The organism is Sphingomonas sp. MMS24-J13, from assembly GCF_044905095.1.
Taxonomy (GTDB): domain Bacteria; phylum Pseudomonadota; class Alphaproteobacteria; order Sphingomonadales; family Sphingomonadaceae; genus Sphingomonas_I.
On the sequence record NZ_CP173258.1, the window covers coordinates 3,807,242 to 3,834,070 of the forward strand.

The 26,829-nt window shown below is 65.0% G+C and carries 27 protein-coding genes; 10 read left to right on the forward strand and 17 right to left on the reverse strand.

The window, feature by feature from the left end; genetic code table 11:
• Positions 1-139: 139 nt before the first annotated feature.
• The 6 genes from AB4Z44_RS17365 to AB4Z44_RS17390 all read right to left on the reverse strand — a co-directional run bounded on the left by AB4Z44_RS17365 (position 140) and on the right by AB4Z44_RS17390 (position 5,492).
• The gene (locus tag AB4Z44_RS17365) at positions 140-703 is read right to left on the reverse strand and encodes a fasciclin domain-containing protein (RefSeq protein WP_404710933.1); all 564 of its coding nucleotides are present in this window, start codon (positions 701-703) and stop codon (positions 140-142) included.
• A gap of 177 nt (positions 704-880) precedes the next feature.
• Entirely contained in the window at positions 881-1,132 is a 252-nt protein-coding gene (locus AB4Z44_RS17370; protein WP_404710934.1) for a hypothetical protein, read from the reverse strand.
• Between the two features lie 67 nt (positions 1,133-1,199).
• Positions 1,200-1,352, reverse strand: coding sequence for a hypothetical protein (locus AB4Z44_RS17375; RefSeq protein ID WP_404710935.1), 153 nt, complete (start codon positions 1,350-1,352; stop codon positions 1,200-1,202).
• 276 nt (positions 1,353-1,628) lie between these two features.
• Positions 1,629-2,174 (reverse strand): SixA phosphatase family protein, encoded by a 546-nt coding sequence (locus AB4Z44_RS17380; protein WP_404710936.1) that lies wholly within the window; start codon positions 2,172-2,174, stop codon positions 1,629-1,631.
• A gap of 3 nt (positions 2,175-2,177) precedes the next feature.
• Positions 2,178-4,907: an ATP-dependent DNA helicase gene (locus AB4Z44_RS17385; RefSeq protein WP_404710937.1), complete on the reverse strand. Its 2,730-nt coding sequence runs from the start codon at positions 4,905-4,907 to the stop codon at positions 2,178-2,180.
• 18 nt (positions 4,908-4,925) lie between these two features.
• Complete coding sequence (locus AB4Z44_RS17390; RefSeq protein ID WP_404710938.1) at positions 4,926-5,492, reverse strand: hypothetical protein; 567 nt, start codon at positions 5,490-5,492, stop codon at positions 4,926-4,928.
• Between the two features lie 97 nt (positions 5,493-5,589).
• On the opposite strand from AB4Z44_RS17390, the gene AB4Z44_RS17395 reads away from it, so the two are divergent.
• Both AB4Z44_RS17395 and AB4Z44_RS17400 read left to right on the forward strand, forming a co-directional pair.
• Positions 5,590-7,179 carry a lysine--tRNA ligase gene (locus AB4Z44_RS17395; RefSeq protein WP_404710939.1) on the forward strand — a complete coding sequence of 530 codons (1,590 nt, stop codon included), beginning with the start codon at positions 5,590-5,592 and terminating at the stop codon, positions 7,177-7,179.
• Positions 7,180-7,237: 58 nt separating this feature from the next.
• Positions 7,238-7,918 carry a hypothetical protein gene (locus tag AB4Z44_RS17400; RefSeq protein ID WP_404710940.1) on the forward strand — a complete coding sequence of 227 codons (681 nt, stop codon included), beginning with the start codon at positions 7,238-7,240 and terminating at the stop codon, positions 7,916-7,918.
• Positions 7,919-8,020: 102 nt separating this feature from the next.
• On the opposite strand, the gene AB4Z44_RS17405 is transcribed toward AB4Z44_RS17400, so the two are convergent.
• From AB4Z44_RS17405 to AB4Z44_RS17415, 3 genes are all read right to left on the reverse strand, one after another.
• Positions 8,021-8,494 carry an RcnB family protein gene (locus AB4Z44_RS17405; protein WP_404710941.1) on the reverse strand — a complete coding sequence of 158 codons (474 nt, stop codon included), beginning with the start codon at positions 8,492-8,494 and terminating at the stop codon, positions 8,021-8,023.
• Between the two features lie 132 nt (positions 8,495-8,626).
• The gene (locus AB4Z44_RS17410; RefSeq protein WP_404710942.1) at positions 8,627-9,565 is read right to left on the reverse strand and encodes an RcnB family protein; all 939 of its coding nucleotides are present in this window, start codon (positions 9,563-9,565) and stop codon (positions 8,627-8,629) included.
• 128 nt (positions 9,566-9,693) lie between these two features.
• On the reverse strand, positions 9,694-10,248 hold the full coding sequence (locus tag AB4Z44_RS17415; protein ID WP_404710943.1) for a (2Fe-2S)-binding protein: 555 nt from the start codon (positions 10,246-10,248) through the stop codon (positions 9,694-9,696).
• Positions 10,249-10,388: 140 nt separating this feature from the next.
• On the opposite strand from AB4Z44_RS17415, the gene rpsU reads away from it, so the two are divergent.
• Together rpsU and AB4Z44_RS17425 are read left to right on the forward strand one after the other, a co-directional pair.
• Complete coding sequence (gene rpsU, locus AB4Z44_RS17420; RefSeq protein WP_223797934.1) at positions 10,389-10,595, forward strand: 30S ribosomal protein S21; 207 nt, start codon at positions 10,389-10,391, stop codon at positions 10,593-10,595.
• Positions 10,596-10,609: 14 nt separating this feature from the next.
• Positions 10,610-11,167, forward strand: a complete 558-nt coding sequence (locus AB4Z44_RS17425; protein WP_404710944.1) for an FKBP-type peptidyl-prolyl cis-trans isomerase — start codon at positions 10,610-10,612, stop codon at positions 11,165-11,167.
• Positions 11,168-11,193: 26 nt separating this feature from the next.
• On the opposite strand, the gene AB4Z44_RS17430 is transcribed toward AB4Z44_RS17425, so the two are convergent.
• From AB4Z44_RS17430 to AB4Z44_RS17440, 3 genes are read right to left on the reverse strand one after another with little or no spacing between them, the layout of a single operon-like run.
• On the reverse strand, positions 11,194-11,466 hold the full coding sequence (locus AB4Z44_RS17430; protein WP_404710945.1) for a hypothetical protein: 273 nt from the start codon (positions 11,464-11,466) through the stop codon (positions 11,194-11,196).
• 2 nt (positions 11,467-11,468) lie between these two features.
• Complete coding sequence (locus tag AB4Z44_RS17435) at positions 11,469-12,974, reverse strand: DUF4139 domain-containing protein (RefSeq protein ID WP_404710946.1); 1,506 nt, start codon at positions 12,972-12,974, stop codon at positions 11,469-11,471.
• Entirely contained in the window at positions 12,974-14,386 is a 1,413-nt protein-coding gene (locus AB4Z44_RS17440; protein WP_404710947.1) for a DUF4139 domain-containing protein, read from the reverse strand. Before AB4Z44_RS17440 ends, AB4Z44_RS17435 begins: the two co-directional genes overlap by 1 nt.
• Positions 14,387-14,529: 143 nt before the next feature.
• Here AB4Z44_RS17440 and AB4Z44_RS17445 point away from each other — a divergent pair, with 143 nt between their 5' ends.
• Positions 14,530-15,753: a rhodanese-like domain-containing protein gene (locus tag AB4Z44_RS17445; RefSeq protein ID WP_404714265.1), complete on the forward strand. Its 1,224-nt coding sequence runs from the start codon at positions 14,530-14,532 to the stop codon at positions 15,751-15,753.
• A gap of 44 nt (positions 15,754-15,797) precedes the next feature.
• Here AB4Z44_RS17445 and AB4Z44_RS17450 read toward each other — a convergent pair whose 3' ends face one another.
• From AB4Z44_RS17450 to AB4Z44_RS17470, 5 genes are all read right to left on the reverse strand, one after another.
• Entirely contained in the window at positions 15,798-17,147 is a 1,350-nt protein-coding gene (locus tag AB4Z44_RS17450) for an LLM class flavin-dependent oxidoreductase (protein ID WP_404710948.1), read from the reverse strand.
• 30 nt (positions 17,148-17,177) lie between these two features.
• The gene (locus AB4Z44_RS17455) at positions 17,178-18,116 is read right to left on the reverse strand and encodes an aliphatic sulfonate ABC transporter substrate-binding protein (RefSeq protein ID WP_404710949.1); all 939 of its coding nucleotides are present in this window, start codon (positions 18,114-18,116) and stop codon (positions 17,178-17,180) included.
• 8 nt (positions 18,117-18,124) lie between these two features.
• Positions 18,125-18,808 (reverse strand): peroxiredoxin-like family protein, encoded by a 684-nt coding sequence (locus AB4Z44_RS17460; protein WP_404710950.1) that lies wholly within the window; start codon positions 18,806-18,808, stop codon positions 18,125-18,127.
• A gap of 111 nt (positions 18,809-18,919) precedes the next feature.
• Positions 18,920-19,771 (reverse strand): LysR substrate-binding domain-containing protein, encoded by an 852-nt coding sequence (locus AB4Z44_RS17465; protein ID WP_404714266.1) that lies wholly within the window; start codon positions 19,769-19,771, stop codon positions 18,920-18,922.
• A gap of 392 nt (positions 19,772-20,163) precedes the next feature.
• Positions 20,164-21,021, reverse strand: coding sequence for an SMP-30/gluconolactonase/LRE family protein (locus AB4Z44_RS17470; protein ID WP_404710951.1), 858 nt, complete (start codon positions 21,019-21,021; stop codon positions 20,164-20,166).
• Between the two features lie 89 nt (positions 21,022-21,110).
• Between AB4Z44_RS17470 and AB4Z44_RS17475 the strand changes: the two genes are divergently transcribed.
• The 5 genes from AB4Z44_RS17475 (at position 21,111) to AB4Z44_RS17495 (ending at position 26,767) form a co-directional block, all read left to right on the forward strand.
• Complete coding sequence (locus tag AB4Z44_RS17475) at positions 21,111-22,040, forward strand: Gfo/Idh/MocA family protein (protein WP_404710952.1); 930 nt, start codon at positions 21,111-21,113, stop codon at positions 22,038-22,040.
• A gap of 261 nt (positions 22,041-22,301) precedes the next feature.
• A complete protein-coding gene (locus tag AB4Z44_RS17480; RefSeq protein WP_404710953.1) occupies positions 22,302-22,691 on the forward strand; it encodes a hypothetical protein in 390 nt (129 codons plus the stop codon).
• A gap of 117 nt (positions 22,692-22,808) precedes the next feature.
• Complete coding sequence (locus tag AB4Z44_RS17485) at positions 22,809-24,206, forward strand: hypothetical protein (RefSeq protein WP_404710954.1); 1,398 nt, start codon at positions 22,809-22,811, stop codon at positions 24,204-24,206.
• A gap of 115 nt (positions 24,207-24,321) precedes the next feature.
• Entirely contained in the window at positions 24,322-25,062 is a 741-nt protein-coding gene (locus tag AB4Z44_RS17490; protein WP_404710955.1) for a sulfotransferase domain-containing protein, read from the forward strand.
• 43 nt (positions 25,063-25,105) lie between these two features.
• Entirely contained in the window at positions 25,106-26,767 is a 1,662-nt protein-coding gene (locus tag AB4Z44_RS17495) for a hypothetical protein (RefSeq protein WP_404710956.1), read from the forward strand.
• Positions 26,768-26,829 lie beyond the last annotated feature (62 nt).

The following is a 26,829-nucleotide window of genomic DNA, read 5'->3' on the forward strand; positions in this document are numbered from 1 at the left end:
CCGGGCTCGACGGCCGATTTCGGCACCGCACGTCCGCATCTAGCGCCTTGGCCGCGCCGGGGTCCTCCAGCGCGGCCAAGTGCGTATCAAAGTGGCCTGACCATCCGGAAGGCCGACGCCGGGCTAGCTAACGATACCATCAGGGCATGAGCACCGTGTCGACGACGTGGATCACGCCATTCGATTGCATCACGTCCTTGATCGAAACAGTCGCCATGCCGCCCTTGGCATCGGTCAGCACCAGCTTGCCGTTCATCATCGATGCGGTGAGCGGTTCACCCTGCACAGTCGTCAGCATGGCCTTGCCGCCGCCAGCCTTGATCGCTGCCATGATGTCTTTCGACGTCATGCGTCCCGCGACGACATGGTAGGTCAGGATCTTCGTGAGCATATCCTTGTTCTCGGGCTTCACGAGCGTATCGACCGTGCCGGCCGGAAGTTTGTTGAACGCCTCGTTGGTCGGCGCGAAGACGGTGAAGGGCCCGGGCCCCGACAATGTGTCCACCAGGCCGGCGGCCTTGACGGCCGCGACCAGCGTGGTGTGGTCCTTCGAGTTCACGGCGTTATCGACGATGGTCTTGTTCGAATACATGGCAGCCCCGCCGACCATCGGGTTGGCCATGGCGGACGCGGACAGGACCGGGCTCAGCGAAGCGGCCGCAATCGCGATGAAAACGGTTCGCGCGGTGATTGGCTTGAACATATATTTACTCCGAAAGGCCCCATCGCCCGTCGGAAGTTACGCAGCGCCCACGCATAAAGATTTGAGGGGAAAGAATATTTTCGCCTCCCTCCGCGGGCGCCCCAACCAAGCGGCATCATCGCAGCGGCCGAATATCAGGGATAACGTCACCCGCTCTCGCCGCCCGGCGCGGGCCGATTATCCCGGAAGCACATCATAACGATCCTTGAAGCCCTCGATCACCGATCGCGCGACATCGTCGGCCTCGGTATCGGTTTCTTCCCAATCATATGTCCAGTTGCACTCGCCTTCGGGCACGATCATCCGCGGCATGAGGGTGACGTAGCCCCACGCGACCGGAAGGCCGCGTTCATGAAGCTTATCGTCGATGGTCGCGTTCAGGATGCCCTGCAGGTCATCCAGGTTCAGGGCCTCGCGCGTGGCAGACATGTGACGGATTCTCCTTCGGCAGTCGATGCTTGCTTCGGACCGATCGCCCTCGATCATCGGCCCCGCATCAATTCGGTAGCGGCGGGGGTGCCTCGTGCAGGCGTTCGTCATCCTCGCGGCCATGGGCGCCGCCGCGCGGCGCATGGTCCGTGACCTCAAGGCGCTTGATCTCGTCGGCGGATTCCTTCTTCTCCGCGTCGCTTTTGTCTTCACCGGCCATGACGATCTCCTGTTCGATATCGGGACGACCAACGCACAAGCCTGACGATCGGTAGCACGACCGGACGCCCCCTACGGAAAACACCGGATTGGCATTTACCCCCGTTTTGGGGCTTTCTGGCATCCGATCGAACAATCCGGGGAGAGTTATGATGCAAGGTCGTCTGATGATGGTCGAGTTCGTGACCGCGGTTACGGGCCTGATGATCCTTTGCTCGGCGGTCTACGGCCTGATCCACCTGGCCTGACCGGTACGCTGCCATGGCAAACGGCCCTGTCATTCCGGGCTGTCGGGGCCAAGCGCCGGATCCAGATCGCGGGGTCGCACGAACCGGGTGAGCCGGCCCAAGCCTGGCGCGACATCAGCCCAGTGCGCAACATCGAGCGCGATCTCGGCCAGGCTTGCGGTCGGATATTTTTCCTCCACCCGATCGCGCACGACATCGTCGGCCTGATCGGGAACAAGCAGTAGCACGAGTTGCTCGAGCCCAGGATTATGCCCGACCAGCAGGAGGCTCGAGGCGCCGTCAGGCAATTCGTGGACCAGATCGAGCAGTTCTGCGGCTGAAGCGAGATAGATGCGCCGCTCCCAGGCCGGATCGAGCCCTGCACCATAGCCGGCACCGACCTCCGCGACCGTTTCGACAACACGCGCGGCGGGCGAAGCGATCACCCGATCGAAGGCGAGTTGATTGTCGCGCATATGCCGGCCTATCGCACGCGCAGCGCGGCGGCCCTTGCCGTTCAGCCGGCGATCGAAATCCCGCCTGGCCGCCAGGTCTTCGCCAGATTTGGCATGGCGCAGGAGCGTCAGCCGCTTCATCTTCTACCCCGGTTGCGTCGCGACAGCCGCCTGATGCCGCAAAGCGCCGTCGGGTGGAAGCCGGGATGCGATGTGCTGCACCGCTTCTTCAAGACTGACCCGCACAACCGCTACCCCCGGCGGGAAGGCATCGAGCAGGCGCGAAGGCGTTGCCGCTGACAAAAGCACGAAGGTGCCCGAATCGTCGGCGCGGCGAATCAGCCGGCCGAATGCCTGCGCCAGCCGCGCGCGGACGATGCGATCGTCATAGGCGTTGCCGCCGCCGGCCGCGCGGCGCGCGCTGTGCAGCACGGTCGGGCGCGGCCAAGGAACGCCCTCCATCACCACCAGCCGCAGCGATTGACCCGGCACGTCGACCCCGTCGCGCAGTGCATCGGTGCCGAGGAGCGACGCACGCGGGTCGTCACGGAAGATGTCGACCAATGTGCCGGTATCGATCGGATCGACATGCTGGGCGTAAAGCGGCAACCCTTCACGCGCGAGCCGATCGGCGATGCGGGCATGAACGCCGCGCAGCCGCTGGATCGCGGTGAACAGGCCGAGCGCGCCCCCGCCCGACGCTTCGATCAGCCGGGCATAAGCGCCCGCCAAGGCGGCCGTGTCGCCCCGCTTGATATCGGTGACGATCAGCACTTCGGCTTGCGCGGCATAATCGAATGGCGAGGTGGCCGCGAAACGCATCGGCTCGCGTTCCATATGCGTGGCGCCGCTCCGGGCATCGGCCACCCCCCAATCGCCGCCGCCGCGCAGGGTGGCCGAGGTGACGATCACGCCATGCGCGGGCTTGAGCACCGTATCGGCGAGCGGACGGGTGGGATCGAGCCAGTGGCGATGCAACCCGATATCGAATTCGCGCCCTTCGACCCGATCGACCGCGAGCCAGTCGACGAAATCGGGATCGGCCGGCCCGCCCAACCGTGACAGCAACGCAATCCATGCCGCGAGCAATTGCCCGCGATAGACGAGGCCGGACAATGCCCCCTCGACCCGCGCGCGGGCAGCGGTATCGAGCCAGTCGGGCGCGTCCTCCAACACCGCTTGCAGCCGCTGGCGCAGTCGCGCGAGCGGGCGGACGAGATTTTCGAGCGCCTCGATCGCGGGCAAGGACGCCTCGATCATCGCCGCGTCGAGTTCGGCGGCGTGGGTTTCGATGCCATAACCGGCATCGGCCGCACTCGCCCGCGCGTAGGCGGTGGTACGGACCGCTGCGAGCAACTTTTCCAGCGGCCCGAGCGGCAATTCCTCTGCCAGCCGGCCGAGCCAGCCATCCCCTACCAGCTCGCGCGCCGCGGCCGAGGCCTGCTCGATCGCGCGATGCCCCTCCTCGTCATAGGAAGCGACATCGAGCAGGCGGGCGGACAGGCCACGCCGGCGGCCGCGGGTCTGGCGCTCGGGGCCGAGAATCCAGCGGCGCAGTTCGATCGCCTCCTGCCCGGTCAGCGCGGCGGCGAAGGTCGAATTGGCGGCGTCGAACAAATGGTGGCCTTCGTCGAAGACGATCCGCGCCAGCGGCCGCCCTTCGTCCATCCGCCGTGCGCCAAGCAGCATCACCAAGGCATGGTTGGCGATGACGAGATCCGCCTTCTCCGACGCGCGGCTGGCGCGTTCGATGAAGCATTTCCGGTAATGCGGGCAGCCGGCATAGACGCATTCGCCGCGGCGATCGGTCAACGCGGTCGATCCGGCACGGCGGAACAGGGTCGGCAGCCATCCCGGCAGATCGCCGCCGATCATGTCGCCGTCGCGGCTGTACGCCGCCCAGCGCGCAACGAGATGCGCGAGAATCGCCGCGCGCCCCTGGAAGCCACCTTGCAGCGCATCCTCGAGATTGAGCAGGCAGAGATAATTTTCGCGCCCCTTGCGGATCACGACCTTCTCGCGCCGCTCCGCATCGTTCGGGAAGACGCGCACGCTTTCGGCCGCGAGCTGGCGCTGGAGCGCCTTGGTGAAGGTCGAGACCCAGACCGGCCCGTGCGCTTCGGCCGCATAAAGTGACGCCGGGGCAAGATAGCCCAGCGTTTTACCGATGCCGGTGCCGGCCTCCGCCAGCAGCAAATGTGGCCGCCCCGCCAGATCGCGCGGATCGAAGGCACGCGCGGCGGCGACGGCATAAGCGCGCTGCCCCTCGCGTGGCTCGGCATTGCGGCCAACCAGACGCGCCAGCGTATCGAGCGTCCCGGCATCGTTCAGCCGGATCGGGACGGGATCGGGTCGCTCGGCCGCCTCCTCCCATTGCGGCAGCTTCGAGAAGAGCCAGCGTTCGGCCTGTTTGGGGGTGGGGATGCGGGGCGCGACGAGCGCGGCCCACGGCCAGCGCAGCCGGCCAAGCGCCTGCGCCGTCGTCCAGGCGCCCTCACGCTCCGCCCAGGCTGCGTCCGCCAATGTGGCAAGCATCGTCTCTGCTGCGACATGCAGAAAGGCCGCGGCTGCGCCGTCGTCCTCGGGCGGTGCGACCCCGAGCGCACGTGCCAACCCGGCTGGTGTCGGCACCGCGAATCGCGCCGGATATACGAAGCTGTAAAGTTCGAGCAGATCGAGCCCCGAAATCTCGGGAAGATCGAGCCGCGCGGCGACCAGAGGCGCGTTGATCAGGATCGTCGGCGTGCCCGAAATCTGCGCGATCGCCTCGCCGCGCCCGATGACGCGGGTTTTGCCGTCGGGCGTCGCCAGCCAGATGCCGCCATGGGTCGCATGCAGCGCCGACAGAGGCGGCGGCGCGTCGCTCTCACGCATCGTCACGATCGCTTGCCGTCAGCCCCGCAGGGCCGCCACGAAGGCCGCTGCATCGGGCAGCCGATCGAAATGGATATTGCCGTCCATGTCGGCGCAAGGATCGCCCGGCACCAGGACCAAAGCGGCGGGACCATTCCCCTTGCGATCGAGTTGGCCGAGCACCCCGCCGAGGATGCGTTCATGGCCGATGTCCATCAGCGGCTGCTGCATCCAGGGCAATGTCCAGAGGACACGCCGATCGGTGACGATGATGCTGATGAACGGCGAGCGCATCACCGCGAGCAGGAACCCCGGATTCTGGCGCGCCAGCAGGGTAAATACGCCCACCACCAGCGCCGCCAGCGCGACGGAGCAACCGATCGCGAATTCATAATCGCTGGTGCTGCGCGGCGCCGGCCACCAGATCGCCCACAAGAGGATCACGAGCGGAAAGAATTGGAGGCTGCCGAACGCCACGAACGCGCCCGCGCCCGAAGGCAAAGCGCGCAGCCCGGGCCGGGCGACGTAGCGGGTCGTCTCGGCGACGCGGTTGATCCGCCGCATATAGGGGACCGGCAGGTTCGCGTCCGACGAGACTATTTCCACAAGCGGCCCTCCTCGGATCGGGCCGGCGGATAAGCGCTTTCCACGCCCCGCTTGCTCCCATAAAGGCACGCCCCTTGGTTATACGGTACGGGAACAGATGGCAAACGAGCTCCGCGATATCGCGCTCGCCTCCAAGGCGTGGCCTTTCGAAGAGGCGCGCAAGCTGCTTGCGCGCTATCCCGATGGCGCGCCGGCCAAGGGCGCCGTCCTGTTCGAGACCGGCTACGGCCCCTCGGGGCTGCCGCATATCGGCACGTTCAACGAGGTGCTGCGCACCACGATCGTGCGCCGCGCCTTCGCGATCCTGTCGGATATCCCGACCCATCTGATCGCGTTTTCGGACGACATGGACGGCCTTCGCAAGGTCCCCGACAACGTGCCCAACCAGGCGATGCTGCGCGAGCATCTCGGCAAGCCGCTGACGCGCATTCCCGATCCGTTCGGCACGCATGAAAGCTTCGCGCATCATAACAATGCGATGCTGCGCGATTTCCTCGATCGCTACGGCTTCGAATATGAATTCGCGTCCTCGACCGAATATTATGCCAGCGGCCGCTTCGACGAGGCGTTGCGCGGGGTGCTGCGGCGCTACGACGCCATCATGGGGGTGATGCTGCCGACGCTCCGCGAGGAACGCCGCGCAACCTACTCGCCCGTTTTGCCGGTCGATCCCAAGACCGGGGTCGTGTTGCAGGTGCCGGTCGAGGTGATCGATGCCGAGGCCGGCACGATTCGCTGGACCGATCCCAACGACGGCGAGGTGATGACCGGATCGGCGCTCGGCGGTGCGGCCAAGCTGCAATGGAAGGTCGATTGGGCGATGCGCTGGGTCGCACTCGGCGTCGATTACGAGATGGCGGGCAAGGATCTGATCAATTCGGTGATCCAGTCCTCCAAGATCTGCCGCATCCTCGGCGCGAAGCCGCCCGAGGGCTTCAATTACGAGATGTTCCTCGACGAGCATGGCGAGAAGATCTCGAAGTCCAAGGGCAATGGCCTCAGCCTCGAGCAATGGCTGACCTACGGTCCGCAGGAGAGCCTCGCTTATTATATCTATCGCGAGCCGAAGCGCGCCAAGCAGCTCCACATCGGCGTGATCCCGCGCGCGATCGACGATTATTGGAAGTCGGTGGCGGATTATGCGGCCCAGCCGCCCGAGCAGCAGCTCGGCAATCCGGTCCACCATATCCATGACGGCAAGGTGCCGACCGGCGTCCCGCCGGTCAGCTTCGGCCTTCTGCTCAATCTGGTCGGCGTGCTCGGCGCCAATGCCAACGCGGACCAGGTCCGCACCTATCTTGCGCGCTATCTGCCCGCAGGCGCACCGGCGGATCCCGCGCTCGATGCGCTGGTGCCCTATGCGATCGCGCTCCATCGGGACTTCATCGCCCCGACGCTGAAGCGGCGCGCGCCCGAGGGTGTGGAGATCGAGGCGTTGCGCGCGCTCGATGCCAGCCTGGCCGCGATCGGCGACGATGCCGATCCGGCCGCGGCGATCCAGAACGAGGTCTATGAGATCGGCAAGACCTTCTACGGCAAGGAACGGCTGCGCGACTGGTTCAAGGCGCTTTACGAAACCCTGCTCGGATCGGAACAGGGCCCGCGGATGGGCAGCTTCATCGCACTCTATGGGATCGACAACAGCCGACGCCTGATCGCCGACGCACTCAGCAAAACAGCCGACTGATCCGCAAAACGGATCGATTCTCCGCCATGCGCGCTTAAAGTCTCCCAAGGAGACCATAATGACCCGATTTTTCGCGACGTTCGCCTCGGTCGCGATCCTGTGCGCTGCCCCCCTCAGTGCGGCGACGCCGCGCGAAATGCTCACCCACGCCGCGTTCCAGACCACCGACAAGAACGCCGCGCTCGCCGAGGTCAAGCGGGCGATTGCGGCGGCTGCCGCCCAACTGGCAGCCAATCCTGCGGATTACGAAGCGCAGATGCAGCATGCGGCCGGTATCGGCTACCGCGCCAAGCTCACCCGCAACGCGGGCGATGCCAAGATGTCGCGCCGGCTGTTCGACGGGCTCGCTGCCGCAAATCCGCGCGACCCCGAAGCGCAGATGCTGATCGCGGGCTGGAATTTGGACGCGATCGCCGATTTGGGCTCATTGTTGGCCAGTGCGGGGCTTGGCGCCAAAAAGGGCGTCGGCACGAGCGCGCTCGATCGGGCGGTGGCGATGGGGCGCAACCGGGCATTCTTCCCCGGGATCGCGGCCCTCATGCGCATCCGTCTCGATCCCCATGATGTGGCCGGTGCGCGCTTGCTTGCCGAAAGCGCCGCTTCGCTCGATGCCCCCACGCCACTCGATCGCATCGCCAAGCGCAGCGCTGAGGCTCTGCTGATCCCGCTCCGCGCCGGCGACGGCAAGGCCGCAGCGGCACTCGCGCGCCAATTGCTGCCGTTCGGGCGGGTGAGCTGAATAGCGCACGGGCCTCTCCATCGCCCGCCCGGCCAGGCCGGACAAGAAAAGCCCGGACGGTTTCCCGCCCGGGCTTTCCCTACGCTACGCTACTGACACGCGTTAGAAGAAGAAACGGTAGTTGATGTCGCGGACGCGGCCCGTGCGCAGATCGATCAGCACCACGTCGTTGCCGTACCGCACCCAGCGCTGGCCTACGCCGACCGGGCGGAGATGGTAACGATAGGGATCGACCCAGTAACGGCGATCATAAAAGACCGGATCGAAGCGATAGCCGACCACGACCCTGCGATAGCCATAGCCGCGCGGTGCGTCCCAGCGCGGGCCGCGATAGACGTTGGGGTGCATACGGCGATGATCGCGCCAATCCTCACGATATTCCTGACGGGCTTCCCGCACGTCCCGCCTCTCGTCGCGGATCACATGCGGCGGCGCGCCGTTGCGGATCGCGCGATCCACATCCCGCTGCTCGTGGCGGATGTCACGGCGATCGTCGCGCAATTCCCTGTCCTGCGCCTGGGCCAGGCCCGGCACTAACGTCGCCGCCAGCAGGCCGGTCAGAATAAACTTACGCATACTCATACTCCTGTGCTCCGGGTGGAACCAGATGGGATGCCAATGCGGCAATCTCATCTGGTTCCCTCTCTATCGCTTTAACTATGAACCGCTCCAGAACTTCATCTTAATACTGATGAAATGTGCGACTTATCACCAGAAGAAATTCTGAATGACGTCAACGACTTCGCCGGTGTCGATATCTACCAGCAGCACATCGTTATAATAGCGGACCCAGCGATAGGGACCGTAGACGGGCGGCAGGCGATAATCCCACGGATCATTGATCCAGTAATTCGGTGCGAAGAAAAACGAGTCGAGCCGGTAACCAATGCCGAAGCTGCGATAGCCCCAGCCATAACCGCGCGGCGCAACATAGCGCGGCGCATGGAATTGCTGGCGGTTCCGATCGCGCCAGCCGCGCCAATCGTAGCGGTTGTCCCCGCGCCAGTCGTTGCGCCACGCCGGCCGGTTGGGGCCCGGGCGGCCATAGTCGCGACCGGGCTGACCACCCTGCCATCCTTGGCCGCCACCATAGCGGCCGTCATTGCCGCGATAGCCATTGGGCGGCGGTGGCGCACCACGGTGATCGCCACCGCGATAATCGCCCCGCCCCTCATTGCGACCATCGTTGCGGGGATCGTCGCGGCGGCCATCGTAGCCACCCCGGTTATCGGGCCGATCGCCGCCATTGTTGAAGCGGCGATCCTGGTAACCCTGCGGCCGCCCCTGCTGAATCGGGGGTTGCTGCTGCTGTTGCTGGAACTGCTGCTGCCCCTGCCCGCCGCGGCCCGGCTGCCCATCGGGCATGCGGTGATAGCCGTAACCCTGCCCGGCAGGGCGCTGCTGCGGAACCTGTTGCTGCTGCGGCGGCGGAGGGGCCTGGCGCGGCGCCTCCTGCCGGGGCGCGGGCATCTGCTGCTGCGGGGCCGGCTGCGAGCGGCGATCCTGGACGGGCGGCGGGGCGCCGCGGCCGCCGCGATCGCCGCCATGATTTTCACGATGGTCCTGATTGTCCTGCGCCGACGCAAGCGCAGGCACGCCGACTACGACGGCGGCGGCAACCAGGAGGCTGATACGAGCCCTGTTCATCTGGCATCACTCCTCGCCGATGAGCGAAATGCTCCGGCATGAACGCTGTTTGACCAATTCTGCGTGAGCGATGGCTGAATTCGCTCTTAAGCGTGCAGAAAGCTTATGAGCGGATCGATTATTCGCAATCAGCGCTTGGGTTCCGTCCGTGGCGGGGTGAGGGCGGGTACTGCCTCGGCCGCATCGGCCGGGTCGATATCGGGCGGCGGCGCCGCGGTGAGTGCGTCGCCGCTGCTGGTCGCCTCGATCGCACGGCGAATCGCCTTGCGGATCCGCGGATAGGTGCCGCAGCGGCAGAGATTGGTGATGCTCTGGTCGATCTGCTGATCGCTGGGATTGGGGGTATGTGCCAGCAGGGCGACCACCGCCATGATCACACCCGACTGGCAATAGCCGCATTGCGGCACGCTCTCCGCTACCCACGCCTGCTGCACCGGGTGGCTGCGATCGCTGCTCAGCCCCTCGATCGTAGTGACGAAGCTGCCTTCGATCGCACCGATCGTCACCTGGCATGAACGCCGCGCAACACCGTCGACATGCACCGTACAGGCGCCACACTGGCCAGCGCCGCAGCCATATTTGGTGCCGGTCAGATTGGACGCGTCTCTCAGCGCCCAGAGGAGCGGGGTGGCCGGGTCCATCTTGTAATGGACCGGTTCGCCATTGACGGTGAAGCGGGTCATGAAGACTCCACTATCCCGGCTTGAGGAATCACGCCAACCCTGTTAGGGGCGCCCGCTCACGACGCTGGCAGTGCCTGCGGCGACAATCACTTATTGCTGTTGATGGACGCGTCGGCGGCCTTGGAGATACGGGTTTTTTTATGCAGATCATCGTTCGCGATAACAATGTCGATCAAGCTCTTCGCGCGCTCAAGAAGAAGCTGCAGCGTGAGGGCGTCTATCGCGAGATGAAGCTGCGCCGTCATTACGAGAAGCCGTCGGAGAAGCGTGCGCGCGAGCGCGCCGCTGCGATCCGCCGCGCCCGCAAGCTGGAGCGCAAGCGCGCCGAGCGCGACCAGGCCCGCTAAGGCCTGATACTGACATGTCGAAAGTGACCGCCGTTCCGCTACGCCCGGTGAGCCGGGCGGGCGTGACCACCTTGTGGATCGGTATCGCCCTGTTCGTGCTGGTCGGCATCTATGCCGCCTGGAAGACGAGCGAGAAAGCAGTCATGACCGGCATGACGCCCGCCCAGTTCCTTGTCGCCAATGGCACCCGGGCGGGTGTGAAGACGACGCCGTCGGGCCTCGAATATGAGGTGATCGAGGCGGGCAAGGGCCCGACGCCCACAACCGGCGACGGCGTTCAGATCGATTATCGCGGTACGCTGACCAACGGCACGCAATTCGATGCGACCAAGCCGGGTCAGCCGGTGGTGATGCCGATCGGCCAAGTGATCCCCGGCTTCGGAGAAGCGCTGACCCTGATGCCGCGCGGCAGCCGCTACCGCTTCTGGATCCCGCCCGAACTGGCCTATGGCGATCACCAGGCCGGGCAGATCCCGGCCAATTCGGTGCTGGTGTTCGAAGTCACGATGCATGATTTCGGCCCGATGCCGCCGCAGATGCCGCAAGGCATGCCCCAGGGCGCGGCCCAGTAAATTCCTTCTTCCTCCCCGATCGGGGATTACAGGTGCTCGACCTCGACCACGGTCGATGTCGCTCCACTCCCCTCCATGATCGGGCGCATCGCCTGGCGCTTCGGATCGGCCAGAAAGGCCCGATGCGCGGCATCGTCCGGAAAACGAAGCAGATGCACCTCGCTCTTCCGGTCGAGCGAGCGCACGCGGAGTTCCATCTCGGCGCCATAGTGCGCCAGCAGCGGCACGACCTGCCGCTCATAATGATCGAAGGCCGCAATATCGGCCTTGGACAGATCGATCGTGACGAGGAAGCGCATCCTTATCCTTTCGGTACCGCGTAGCTGAGCACTGCTGTGCCATTGGCGGGAACGGTCGCGCGCCAGGTCTGGATACCATCGATACGCTCGAGCGGCGCGCTGGTATCGACGTAAAGTCGATCCCCGGTCCCTCCGATCGCGACCTCGGCCGGCACCGGATAGGGATTGGCGTTGCTGAGCGTCACCGTACGGACGCGATCCTGCGCGCTTTGCGTGGCGAGGATCTGATGTGAAACGCCCGCAGCGAATCGGGTGCGTTCACCCTTCGCGACATCGCCGATCGTGCCGAGACTGAGCAGCAGACGGGTATCGCCGCGCGGCTGATAGACCGCGGTCGTGCCGGCGGGCAGCGGGATGCCGAGCCCGTCTTTCTCCTCATTGCGCAGGCGCAGGACGATATCGGCGGGCTGATCGCTGACGCGGCTCCATTCCTGCAATGCGAATCGGTAGACCGTCTCGAACGCCACATGCTGCCGCACGAGCAGGGCCACCTGCTTCTGGCCGTTGGCCGCGACCGTCACCCGTTCGGGCACGCGGTAAAGCTTCAGATCGCCGAGATCTTCCGGCGGGGGCGGTGGCGGGGGAGGGGGCGGCGCCGGGGCAGCCATCATCGCCACCACCGGCGCCCGCATGATGCTGGAGCCGGTCACGACGATATCCTCGCGCAGCCCGCCTGCGAACGACGGCAGGTTCGATGTGGTCGTGCCGAGCGGATAGCAATGGAGCTCCAGCCGTGCGGCCGCCGCCATCACCTCGCGCACCGCCTGCCGCCGGACCCGCCCCGCCACCGCCTGCACATCCGCATCGGCGAAGACGCCGTGATTGCTGTTGGCGAGCGTCAGCCACGCGAACAGATCGAGCGATTTCGCGTCGGGGGCGAGGGTCGCCACATAGCTGGCGCTCCAATCGAACCCGCTCGCCAGATAGGACAAGGTCACGCGGGCGGTGGCGGCACGTGGGCTGCGGGTGGTGACGCTCAGCACCGGCCGTGCCGACAGGCCCGCGGGCACCGCGCCGTAGCGCACTTTCTCGCCGAGCCCCGAACAGCGCAGCGTCTCGATCCCACTCCCGGTCTGCAACACGACACCTTCGGCCGGGCCGGCGACGATCGTCGCCTGCTCCTCATGCACCGCGCCGCTCGCCTTGTCGGTCCGCCGCAAGGTGACCTGTCGCCCGAGCGTGCCGTCGATCAAAGCGGCGGGCGACAGCAGGTGCGCATCGCAATTCTTCTCGACCACGCCACCGGGCAGGCCGACGATCACCGCGCTGGCCGGGACGATCCCATCGGCAACGCCCTCGAACCGCAGCACCGTCTCCCCTGCCTTGAGCCGGACGGTGCGCGTCTCGGTGATGAAGGCGAACCCGTTGAGGTAACGCAGGTTCATCGCCTCCCGCGCGCCGCGCCACGGCGCGCGATAGACGGTCAGCGCGACATGATCGGGCGCGGGCGATACGGTGACATTCGCTGCCGATGCCGCGACGGCCAGCAGGACCGCCGGCGCCAGCATCAGTTGCGCGTTTCGAACGTGACGGTGACGGTCGCCGATCCGTTGGCGGGCACGGGCACCTTCCACACCGCCGTATCGGCGTCGCGCCGCTCGCTCTTCAGGCTCTCGTCGACGATGCGCGTATCGGCCCACCACCACGGCACGCCCCCCTGGATCAGGGTGACGGTCACCGGGCGGGCGCGGGCATTGCTGACGACATAGCGCATCGTCGTGCGCCAGCGGCTGGCGGACAGGCGCGTGCGCTCGGTCACCGAGGGCTGGATATTCACGTCGAACGCATCGCCGGTGCGGATCGTGAGCTCGGAGCCTTGCGGGGTATGCTCGATCCGATTCTCGCCGACGAATTGCGGTTGCCCGCGCGCGTCGCGCATATAGACCCGCACCGTGCCGGCGGGCAGCGCATCGCCGAGCCCGCCCTTGGCCGAATTGGAGAAGGTCAGCACGCTCGCGGCGCTTTCGGGCTTGTCGCTGCTCGCGAGCCAGGTGCTGCGATATTCGTAGCCGCTCGACGCCGGCGCGCCATGGACGTCGAGGAAGCTGACCTGCTTGGTCTGCTTGTCGGCGATCGTCGTGCGTTCGGGCAGCGGATAGAGGTAGAAATCGCCCAATTGCTCGCGCGCGGCGGTCTCGGTGCCGGGGCGGCGTATCGAATTGTTCACCGGCCGCGGCCGGTAGGGCATCTGATTGCCCTCATTGCCCGATCCGACCTCGCCTGCGACTAACAGGGTTTTCGCATTGACGAAGCTCGTGCCGCTGGTGTTGCGTAACGTGATCCAGCCCTGGACGTCGATCGTCCCGGCTTTCTCGTCGAACAAGGCGACGTAATCGGCATTCCAGCCGAGCCCGCCGCTCAGATAGGACAAGGTGACCGGGCGCACCCCGCTGCGGCGGCTGTCGAGACTGACCGACAAAGTCGGCCGCGCACGCAGGCTGTCGGGCACCTTGTCGAAAATCGCGCGCACCGGCAGGCCGTCGTCGCGCAGCACTTCGATCTTGCCGCCGACATCGAGCACGACACCGCCATTGACCGCCAGCACCTGCGCGCGCTCGCGCGTTTCGACGCCGGTTCCGGGATTGGTGCGCACGAGCGTGATCGTCTCGCCGACTGCCTTCTGCATCAGGCTGGTCGGGCTCAAGAGATCATAATCGAAATTCTGTTCGACCACGGCCGTGTCTGGCGCGGCGAGACCGACCGTTTCGGGCCGGATCGAAGCCGAGACATCGGCAAACGGCTGGCGGGAGCGGCCAGCCGGCAGATCGAGCTGGCGCACGTCCTGCACCAGAGCGATGTCGTTGGAATAGATGGTGACCGAAAGATCGCCCTGCGCATTGCCGCCGGTGGCCGGCGGAACGGGCTGCGCCCAGGCCGCCGAAGACAAGAGCAATCCGCCGGCGAACAAGACTTTCCGCATGCCCCACTCCCTTTGTGCGCCTTCATGCCGCAGGCGCAGCGGCGCACCAAGAATGAGCCGCGCTCATGAAGCAGGGCTTAACTCTCGATTGTGTCGTCTGAGCGAAGGCACCAGAGCGGAGCGAAAGTGAGGATATCGTGCCGCTGACAATCACCCCCGCCGAAATCCGCCGTGCCCTCCTGCTCGGCCAGGAAATCGCCATCCTCGATGTCCGCACCGAAGCCGCTTTCGCGACCGGGCATCCGTTGTTCGCCGCGAATTTGGCGCATGACCGGATCGCGCTGGAGGCGGCGGTCCGCCTGCCCCGCAAGGACGTGCGAATCGCGCTGTGCGACGATGGCGAAGGATTGGTCGACGACGCAGCGGCGACGCTCACCGCGCTCGGCTACAGCAACGTCGCCGCACTGGATGACGGGCTCGCCGGCTGGCGCGCGGCGGGATACGAACTGTTCCAGGACGTGAACTCCTATTCCAAGGCGTTCGGAGAACTGGTCGAGGCGCGGCGACATACGCCCTCGCTCCCGGCCGAGGATGTCGCGGCGCTGATCGAGGAGAAGGCCGACATCGCCATCCTCGATGCGCGCCGCCCGAACGAATATGCGACGATGAACATCCCCGGATCGCAGAGCGCACCCGGTGCCGAACTGGTGCTGCGCGCGGGCGCTGCCGCACCCGATCCCGATACGACGATCATCGTCAATTGCGCCGGACGGACCCGATCGATCATCGGCGCGCAATCCCTGATCAATGCCGGCGTGAAGAACCGCGTCGTGGCGCTCCGCAACGGAACGATCGGCTGGACCTTGGCCGGGCAGGCGCTGGAACAGGGCGCCGATCGCCATGCCGCGCCGGGCGATACGGAAGACAGCCGAGCAGCAGCCCGCGCCGTCGCCTATCGTGCCGGCGTCCGGCACATTTCGCCCGCCGACGCCACAGTGCTGGCGGAGGATCGGACCCGCACCCTCTATCGCTTCGACGTGCGGACGGCAGAGGAATATGCCGCCGGCCATATCCGCGGTTACCGCCATTATCCCGGCGGGCAACTGGTGCAGGAAACCGATATGGCCGCCCCGGTGCGCGACGCGCGAATCCTGCTCGCCGACGATCTCGGCTCGCGCGCAGACATGACCGCATCGTGGCTCGCGCAGATGGGGTGGGAGGTGTTCGTTCTCGATGGCGGCTTCGACGGCCCGCTGGAAACCGGCGCTCAGTCCGAACTACCGCCGATTCCGGCCGCACAGCGCTACAAAAGACCGTATGAGGGCACCGACAATGCGGCGGCGGCGATGCAGGCCTATCTCGATTGGGAATATGGGCTGGTCGCGCAACTGGAGCGCGACGGCACGCACGGATTCTATGTGATCTGAACGCTCGCCCCCTCCCGCGAACGGCGGGAGGGGATCTGCGTCGCCTAGGCCGCCACCCGCTCGCGCGGTTCGACCCCGCGCACGTTCGTCGGGATCGTGAGCCCGAGATTGCCGCGTAAGGTCGTCGCCTCATAATCGGTGCGGAACAGGCCGCGTTCCTGCAGCAACGGCACGACCTCCTGCGTGAAGCGGCGGAACTGGCTCGGATGGCCGGCATGGATGTTGAGGCCGTCGAGCGCGCGGCCTTCGAACCAGCGGCCGATCTCGTTCGCCACCGTCTCGGCCGAGCCGACGAACGGGCTGGTGCGCAAGGTGCGTGCGTGATCCACCGCCTGCCGCAGCGAGAAACCGCGCTCGACCGCAAGATCGGTGATCCGTTTGGCCTGGGTGAAGAAGCTGTTCTTCGCATGCTCCAGCGCCGCCACCGGGAACGGCGCGTCGAGATCGTACTGGCGGAAATCGTGCCAGCCGAAGGCGCGGCCGAACTCAGCAAGCGATTGTTCGAACGAATGATCCTGCAGCCGGTAATGTCGCTCGATCTCCCGCGCATCGAGATCATTGTCGCCGACATAGACGGTGAAGCCCGGCAAAATTACGATCTGATCGGGATCGCGCCCCAGTCGCGCGGCCCGCCCCTTGAGGTCGCTGTAGAAGGCCTGCCCCTGCTCGATCGACTTCGCGTGGGTGAAGATGCCGTCGGCGATCGCGGCCCCCAGATCGCGCCCCTGATCGCTGTCGCCAGCCTGGAAGATCACCGGCTCGCCCTGCGGCGAGCGCTGGATGTTGAGCGGCCCCTCGACCGAGAAGAAGCGGCCCTTGTGGTTGAGCGCGTGGAGCTTGGTGGGATCGAGGAACACGCCGGTCTCGCGATCACGCACCAGCGCGCCGTCTTCGTAGGAGCGCCACAAGCCGCGGGCGACATCCAGATATTCGTGCGCCCGGCCGTAGCGCGTGTCGTAATCGTAATGCTCGTCCTTGCCGTAATTGCGCGCGGTGCCGGCGTCGCCGCTGGTCACCACGTTCCAACCTGCCCGGCCATGGCTGATGAGATCGAGCGAGGCGAGGCGGCGGGCGAGATTGTAGGGATCGTTGTACGAGGTCGTCGCCGTCCCGATCAGGCCGATATTCTTCGTCACCACCGCCAGCGCCGACAGCAGGGTCAGCGGCTCGAGCCGGTTGAGATAGTGCGGCGGCGAATCGGGGGTGATGAACTGGCTGTCGACGATGAAGACCAGATCGAACTTCGCCGCCTCGGCCTGCTTCACGATATCGATATACCAATCGATGTTGACGCTGGCATCGACCGGGATTTCGGGATCGAGCCAGCGATTATATTCGCCCGGGCCGCCGACCCCGGTGGGGACCAGGCCCAGCTTCAACTGACGCTTCGTCATGATCGCAACTCCTTGCCGTATATGGAAATCTCAGGAAAAGCTGGAATCGAAGCCGGGCGTCACGTCGATCCGGTGCTGGATCAGCCCGGCGCGCAGATAGCGATCGGCGGTCTTCTGCTGATCGGCGATCAGGGTTGCGTCGATCGGGGCGGGCAGGCGCCGCGTGCGCGCGGTGACCGTCTGCCAGATATCGAGCGGGACGCCGGTCTCCTTGGCCAGCAGCGCAGCGTAAGCCGCGCCGTTCTTGGCTGCCCAATCCCATCCGGCATAAAGCCGGCGATGATAATCGGCGAGCAGTGGCCGTTTATCCGCAATCGCCCCATCGCGGCCGAACATCAGCGCATACGATGGGACGAGACCGTCGGTACCGGTCACCAGGCGGGCGCCTTGCTTGACCGCCATCGTCGCATTGGGATCCCAGATCGCCCAGCCATCGACCGATCCGCCCTGAAGTGCCGCCTGCCCGTCCTGCGGCGAGAGGAACGCGATCTTGACCGCATCGAGCGGCTTGCCCTGCGCCTCCAGCGCCGCGAGGATCAGATTGTGCGAAATCGATCCGCGCGGGGTCGCGATACGCTTGCCGGCGATCTGATCGATCGTGTGGATCGGCGAATCGCTGCGCACGACGATCACTGGTCCCGGCCCCTCGTAACGCTGCGCGCCGATCGCCTTGATCTTTGCGCCCGTACCGATCGCGAAAATGAACGCCGCATCACCGCCGATGCCGGTATCGATCGCGCCGGCATTGAGCGCCTCGAGCAAGGGCGCGGCATTGGGGAAGGCGGACCATTCAATTCGGTAGGGCAGCGCGTCGAGCGCATGCGTCGCCTCCAGCACCACCTTCGATCCACCACGCTGATCGCCGACCAGCAGGGTCTGGTTCTGCCCCGAAGGTGGTTTCGAGCAGGCGGCGAGCAGGCTTGCCGCGCCGGCACTGAGGAAATGACGACGGTGAAGCTGGAACGACATCGGGATCCTCAATTCGCTGCGGAGAGGCGTTCGGGTGCAGTCTGGAACTCGCGCAGCGCCGCGAGGATCTCGGGCGCCTCGACCCGATCGAGCCAATCGGGGCTGACCGCGACGAAGCGGACGATGCGATCACGATCGACGATCAGCACGCTGGTCTGCGGCAATTCCCAGCTGCCGGTGCCGGTGATTTCGCCGATCCAGCCGGCCGGCGGCAGCATGAAGGTTTCGATCGGGGTGAAGGTGAGGCCGAGCCGGTTTGCCAACCGATTGTCGGGATCGCTTGCGACGACGAGGCGAAGGTCATGCCGTTCGCGGATCGCGTCGAGCCGTTCGGGAATCTGCGGGCTGATCGCGACCACCGGCACACCGGCTGCCGCCGTCAGATGCCGGTCATAATAAGGCAGCGCGAGATTGTCGGCCGGGCAACCGGCATAACGGAAAAAGATCAGGATCGCCGGCCCGTCCGCTACGATTCCGTCCAGCGTGATCGCCTCGCCTCGACTCCCGACCAGATCGAACGGGTCGAGCCGATCGCCAGGCTTGACCACGGCTTCGGCATCGAAAGCGGCGAGCAGCGCCCGGCGCTGCGCGGCATTGGCCGCAAGCTGCTCGGCCGGCCAGCTCAGCTCGCGCTCTTGCTGAAGCCGGCGGAATTGGGTGTTGAGACTGTCGTCATATTCGCCATCGGCCATCGGGCGATCCTTCCGCGTCCGATCGGCACCACACCGATCAGCGAGGCGCAAAGGGTAGAAAGTCACGGCCAGCACGACCAACGAGATCGGTGCGAAACCGATTGCGATTGCTCATAGGACCGCGGTCGGAAGCCCGGCCACCACCTCGCGCGTCAGATCGAGCAGGCGCGAAGTCGCGCGATCGGTGGCCTCACCCCGGCGGATGATCGCGGCCACCTTCGGAAGCGACGGCAATGCGCTGCCCGACAGGGGTTCGGCGCGCGGCAGAAACAGAGGCGTGCGGCAGGTCAACCCGAGGCCGGCCTCCACTGCCGCGCGCAAAGTCGACAGATTGGGCGTCTCGATCGCGATCCGCCAGGCGCGACCCGAAGCATCGAGCGCGGCGATCGCCGCTTCGCGGAAGCGACACGGTTTCTCCAGCACGGCAAGGGGGATCACGTCGCGTGCCGCCAGATCCTCACGGCCATACCAGGCCATCGGCGCGAGCGAGACCGCGTCGGCGGCATCGAAACCCGCATAGCCGATGACGATATCGAGCTGATCACGATCGAGCAGCCCGAGCAGCTCGGCCGTACCCGCCACCCGCGCATAGACCTGCGATTCGGGGTGGAGTTCGGCGAAGCGGGCGAGCACGCCGCCGAGCAAAGCCTCGGCAAAGTCCTGGACCATCCCGATCCTGACCGGGCCGGCGAACTGGCCCGAGCCGACCGCGCTTACTGCTTCATCGTGGAGGGCCAGCACCCGGCGGGCATAATCCAGCATCAGATCGCCGGCCGGCGTGAGCGAGAGCCGGCGGCCATCGCGAATGAACAGAGGCTGTTGGACGAGCTCTTCGAGCCTCCGGATCTGGAGGCTGAGCGCAGACTGGGTGACGAACACCTGATCCGCCGCCTGGAGCATCGATCCGGCGTCGACGATCGCAACGAAGCTGCGCAGGATATTGGTCGGGAGATTGACGGGCATCTGGTTACTCGCGGGAGAGCGGCCGGGGATGAGGCGGAGTGGGGCGCGATCGCGGGTGCGCGATCGGCTGACCGGGTGCTGGAAGCCGTCGTCGGACGGCATGAGAGTGGCGAAGGCTGTGCCCATGTAAATATCCTACTTCATAGATAGGATATTACCAGCCACCAAAAACTTGGCCAGTCCCAAGAATCTCCAGAGGTGCTCTCGGGAGGCGCGATCCACACAAACAACAAATGCGACATTCGATCGCATATCATTGGTACGTCACGGCCTGCGCGGACCATGCAATGGGCATCCGACCGGCGGCCCGCGCCCACACCATACGCGAAGCCGCGCCGGACCGGCTTCGCGTAGTGGAGGCCGGCGGACCGTGGTGGATCCCGCCGAACCGACTAACCGCCGAACTTCAGCGTCGGGAGGCCACGCACGCCCGGATCGACCTCGAACAGCGCGCCGTCATGCTCGCCGTCGAGCCCATCGGCCGCCGAGGTGATGAACATCCGGTCGAGGTTCGGGCCGGCAAAGGTGCAACTCGTCACCTGAAGCGCGGGAACATGGATCGCGCGGTCGATGCTGCCATCGGCGAGGAAACGCGTGACCCGCGATCCGCCCCAATGCGCGATCCACAATCCGCCCTCGGCATCCATCGTCATGCCGTCGGGCGAGCCCCATTCGTCGGGGAATCGCAGGAAAACCTCGCGCGCGCCCAGGGACCCGTCGGAATGGAGCACCATGCGGTAAACCAGCCCTTCGGCGCTGTCGGTATGGTAGATGGTCCGGCCGTCGTCACTGATCGCGGGGCCGTTCGCGATCCGGTAGCCTTGATCCACCGGAGCAATCGAGAGATCGGAATCGAGCCGGTAGAGCGATCCGATCGGCTCGGCGCCTTCATAACACATGGTGCCGGCAAAGATGCGGCCGGCCCGATCCGCCTTGGCGTCGTTCATCCGCACCTTGGGCGACAAGGGCTCCGGCGTGACGATCTTGCGAATCTGGAACGGATCGAGCGTGAGTTCGGCGAAGCCGCTCGCTAAGCCGGCGATGAAACCGGGCCGATCGGCGCGCTCGATCACCCAGCCGATCAGCTCGGGCATCACCACGCTGGTCACCGCATCGTCTGCCAGCGAAAGCCGGTTGACGCGCCGATCGAGGATATCCACCCAATAGAGCGCATCCTCGCTTGCCACCCAGAGCGGCCCCTCACCCAGCGTGTCGCGGCGATCGCGTTCGATGATACGGAGATCGGACATGGGCTGGCAGGTATCGGCCCCCCTTATCCTTTGCAACAAAGCCCGTGGCGAATACGAAGCGTGAAGATATCCTGCGAAGGCCACCTTTCATGACCCATCCCATCCGGCTCGGCATCGTGGGCCTCGGCAAGATCGCGCGCGATCAGCATCTTCCGGCGATCGCAGCCGATCCCCGCTTCCGGTTGATGGCGGTCGCCGACCCCAAGGCCGCGCTCGACTCCGTCCCATCCTATAGCAGCCTGACCGAGATGCTGGCAGCACAACCCGATCTCGACGCCATATCGTTCTGCACCCCGCCTGCCGGCCGCCATGCCATCGCGCTGGAGGCAATTCTCGCGGGCAAGCATGTCATGCTCGAAAAGCCGCCGGCCGCGACCGTCACCGCCGCCGAACACTTGATCGCCGTCGCCGCGATGCAGCGCGTGACCCTCTTCACGACGTGGCATTCGCGCGAGGCGGCCGCGGTCGAACAGGCGCGCGCGTGGCTGGCCGAGGCGACGATCACGGCGGTCCGGGTCGATTGGCGCGAGGATATCAGGCGCTGGCATCCCGGCCAGAACTGGATCCTGGAGGCGGGGGGATTCGGCGTATTCGATCCGGGCATCAATGGCCTGTCGATCCTGACTCGCATCTTGCCGCGCCCGATCGTCCTGGACGCCGCGCATTTCGTCGTGCCGCAGGCGCGCCACGCGCCGATCGCTGCCGCGCTGACGATGCAGAGCTGCGGCGTACCGATTCGCGCGCGCTTCGACTTCCGCAACGAAGGCGATGAATGCTGGACCATCACGGTTGAGACCGCCGAAGGCTGTCTGGCACTGACCGAGGGCGGCGCCCGGCTGTCGATCGATAGGACTCGGATTTCCGTCGATACGGCGAACCGGGAATATGCCCGGCTTTACGATCGGTTCGCTATGCTGATCGCATGTCGCGAAAGCGACGTGGATCTGGCACCGATCCAGCTCGTCGCCGACGCGTTTCTCGTCGCGGAGACCGTATCCGGAGAAGCCATAACTTTCTAAGAGGGCCGATACCTCGAACTTAGGCTATCGTTTACGAGAATCTGATATATTGCGACTCGGGGATTGAGCCGGAGTGATGTCCACCGGCTCACGATTGGGGGCAGACTAGTGGTGGGTTCGGCAAGACCGAAATACGCCTCGCTTCGTTATGCGAAGCTTGGACGAATCGACGAAAATGGGCAGCTTCCGGCGGGATGGGGCCCCGAGAATCTAACCGATCTCGAAATAACAGACATCGATCTTCGTCCGCAGATGCTGGGCGTGAGCTGCAGCTTCAAGATCGATCCTGCGCTGCCGGGTGAGTTTGCCGGATTGGCACTCGGCGATTATGCGTCGATCGAGCAGGATGAGCCATTCGCGCTGTCGACCCAGATCGAACTGCGCGACGCCGTCGGCATCAGCCAGGTCTATCTCCTCATTCGCGAATGGGTGAGTGGCGGCGAATATGTCGGGCAGGCGACGCGCCTGGTCGAACTTACGCCCGAAGCCACGCCCACTTTGGTGGTGCGTGCCGGCCGATCCACCGGCCATGTCGTGCAACCCGCACTGGCGCTTCGGCGTCCGCAGGGCACTGCCGCCGAGGGCACTATTACGATTCGCAAGTTGATCTTCGGCAGCTTATACCAACATCCGGATTGGCTGACCGGCTGATTGCGGCCGAGCATAGATGAAACGGCCAAGAAGCACAGGCCAGCGACGGGGGAGAGACTTGGTCGAGAAGAGGCGATGAACGACGGGAGCCCGTCCGATTGGAGACCCGACGTAGCGATGACGATAGAGGGTGATCGGTCCGCAGGGCCGGAACCCCATCGCGCATCTCCTGTCGCATCGTCCGATGACCATATCGACCAGGACGGTCTTTTCGGGGCGGTCGTCTGCCCGCTGATCCGCCCCGAGCTCAAGGCGGCGCTCGCCAATATGGAATTGTGGGAGCACAAGCTGCCGCCCGGCGAGGCCTTCCCCGGGCACCCTGATCTGCCGCGGCCACTCCTCGTTTTTTCGTTCAATTGCGGCGAGGATGCCGACATCCGCGCCCAGTTGACCGACACATTCCGGCGCTGCCGCAACGTGCAGGCTGCCTTTTCGGATCTGATCGTCCATTTCTGCGATCTGCCGCCGGAAAAGGATCTCTATATCCGCAAGCCGAAGGGACGGGCGCCCAAGTTCGGCAACAAGTCCGGCCCCAACTGGCAATTCTACGAATCGATGCGCATGATGCGCGACAAAGCGCAATTCGTGCTGTTGATGGAGGTCGATTGCCAGCCGCTGCACCCCGGCTGGCTTCGCCCGCTCGCGCAGACCTGCCAGCGCAATCCCGACGCTTGGGTGATAGGTGCACATTATAGCGGCGCCTCGCCGCTTCCTTGGCATGTGGCGCGCCACATCAACGGGAATGCACTCTACCAGGTCGGGAGCGATTCCTTCTGGGCTTTCATCAACGATACGTTGTGGCCGTGGATGCACGATTATATCGCCACCTACGACCCCGATCTCGCTTACGATTGTGCGTGGGAGATGTTCCTCAATCGCGACGAGATGGCGTACGGCGGCCACTATGATTGGATCGTCTCGCGCGACATCCTCCATCGCTTCAAACTGACCGACACGATCGTCAATATCGGCGGCCATGCCGAACAATCGGGCTGGTATGCGTGGACGCGCGAAGACCTGCTCCGCCGTTTCACAGGAGCGACCGTGGTGCACGGTCCCGTCACCGAATCCATCCGCCATGTGCGCGGTAGGCTGGCCGTTGGCAAAGCCGAGAGCGACGGAATTGCCGAACATGGCCCGAATTGGTTACAATTTCTGAACGATGCCGCGGAGCGGCGATACAAAAGATCGATCTGGGTTCCGGTTGACGGTTTCAGGCCTGGTGAAAGAATATCGGTGCATGCGGCGATAGATGCGGGCCCTGAGCATTCGGCGCTCCTCGAAATTCACGATGCGAGCGGGCGGTCACTGGTCCATGCTTGGCTTGCGCCGGCCGATAGTTGGATCGATCCCAGACTTGAAATGGACTTGACCGATCGTCATGGTTTCCTGACGTTGACCATATCCATTCCCAATACTGCCCCGGCACCCGGCTACGTTAAGGTACGAGACTTGGTGGTGACGCTGTCGGACGGGCACGGTGCATCAAATAGCCTTCATGATTTTTTCTGGTAGGAATGGCGCCCGATCTACTCTGTCGCGTTAGCTTTTGAGGACCTTGATGCGTTTCCGCCCGATCATTCCCAGTCACACGCTAACGCCGCCACCGGCTACCTCGGACGATCCGAGCGTGTTTGCATTTTCGCTCGCGAAAGCCGGAAGTACCCTGCTGTATGATATCCTTCAGGCGCTAACGCCTTATGTCGGCCTGACCTATTATTCGGTCGAGGACTCGCTATTTGCCGACAATGTGAGCCCAAATCGGCGCCCTGGTACGGTCGGCACGCCGTTCGCGCCGACCGGCTACTGTTTCGGAGGCTTCAGGCAATATCCGGCTTATCCAATCCCGATCCTGGGCTCTAGCAAGGCGGCGTTCCTGGTGCGTGATCCGCGCGACATGGCGGTTTCGCTCTATTTTTCGATGACGCGCAGCCATGTCATCCCCGACGGGGAAAAGGACGAAGGCGCACGCGGCGAATTTCTCGGCGCCCGTCGTTTTCTCAATTCACAGACGATCGACGAGTTCGCGGTCCACGGTGCCATCATCCAATATACCCGCATGTTCGAGGGTTATATCGCGCAGGGCTTTCTGTGGCGGCCGAACGTCGCGATCTACCGGTACGAAGATGTCATCTTCGACAAAGAAGCGTGGATCGAGGATCTGTGCGAATGGTATGGCTGGCAGATTCCCCGCGAACTGCGGAAATCCGTGGTCGAACGCTTCGATATCCGTCCAGATGACGAGCGACCCGACGATCATGTGCGCCAGGTAACGCCCGGCAACTACCTGAAGCACCTCGAAAAGGGTACGGTTTCCAGGATGAACAACCTCCTTGGTGAATATATGCGGATGTTCGGATATGAGGGATGACCGTGACGCCGGGATGTGGGGAGACAATCGTTCGGGCTGACGCATGAGTTCGCCCCTCGTTGCTGCACTCACCCGGCTCAGCGCGGCTTGGCGCGATCATCCGGTCATCGTCACCGTCAGCCGAAACCCGGTCGAAGAGTTGTTCGCCCACGTCTTCGGCGCCGCCCGGGCGTTCAATCTTTTGGTAGCCGTCGATCGCAGTGCTATCCTGCACTCGGCCGCGTCCGGCGCAATTGCCGGGCCTTTGCCGCTTGCGGTTCTCGGTAACGAACTGGGCGAGAGTGTGATCTTGCGGGTCGTCGACCCTGCCGCGCTCGCCATGGTCGAAAGCGAGTGTCCCGCTTTGATCGAACGCTGCCAGGCAGTCTGGCTCGAAATGGGGCTGGCGCAGGATATCGCGAGCAGCCGTGTCGCGCTTGAGGCGCACGGCTTTCGTCACGCGCTCGCGGTTGCGCCCCATCCCGGCACCCTGCTTGGCCGCGCCACGATCCCGCGCGAGCCGGCACCGGATTATAGCGGCCGCGCCCGGGGCCAGCTGCGCAAGCTTATCCTGCTCGATAACAACCTGACGGGCGATCGCGGCCATTACCTTTCGGTCGCAACGCGAATTGCCGCTGGCGCGCGTGACGCCGGGGTTGATATGGTCTGGGCGACGCATACCCGCTTCGATCCCGCCGCCGCGCCGGAGGACGTGAAGGTCGAACCGGTCTTTCCGCGCTCAATCTTCGACGTGGCGCTGGAAAACCATGAATTGACCGATTTCAGCGGGGAAATCCTCACGGGCTGGCGTCAGCTGGTCGAATCGCATTCCGAACCGACCACGCATTTCATCGTCCCGACGCTCGACGGCCATTTCGTACGCGCAGCGCATCGGCTGATGCGCGAGGATCTGGGACTCCCGGGTGTGATCCATCTGTGCACGCCCTATGAGACGCGCCATATGCCCGCGCGCAACGCCGGACGCGAGGTCGATTGGTACCTGCGCGAGATGACGCAGATGGCGGCGTTCGGATCACGCCTGTTTCTATGGACGGAAACCGAGGCGCTGGCCTCGCTCTATCGGGCGCGCCTGTCGGGCGACATCCGCTCGCTGCCTCTGCCCGCCGCAGCCCTGCCCCAGGAGACATCCGCCGCCAAAGCCGACGGTCCGATCATCTGCACCTTCATCGGCGAGGCGCGTGTCGACAAAGGGTTTCTCGCACTGCCGGCGATCGCCGAAGCGATGCTCGGTGCCTGTGCGGCGGGTGAAATCGAGATCCGCGTGCTTCATTCCGAGCCATTTGGCGGCTTCAGCGCCGAAATGAAGTTGGCCCGCACCGAATTGTCGAGCCGCAGCGGAATCGTCCTGCGTGAGGGCATGCTTAGCGACCATGCCTATCTGCAAGCGCTGCTGGAATCGGACGCGGTACTGCTGCCCTATCATACCGATTATTACCGCGCCCGGGGATCCGGCATCCTTACCGAAGCCCTGTCATGTGGCCGCATCGTCGTAGGCTCCGCGGCCACGGTGGTGGAGGAATATCGTGACGACGGCACCGTGTTTCTCTGCCGGACACCGTCCGACTGGGCCGCGGCTGCGCAGGCGATCGTCCACAATGCAGTAGCGTTTAGGTCTGCCGCCGAAAGCCGCGCCGCACTTTTCAGGGCTCGCTTTGCACCGAGATCGTTCATCGACCGTCTAGCGTTCCGAGCGCGCTTCCCTTAGACCCGTGTTCGCAGATGCGGAATCTATCTGCGATCCGGGGGTGGAATGGTGATGGGAACAGC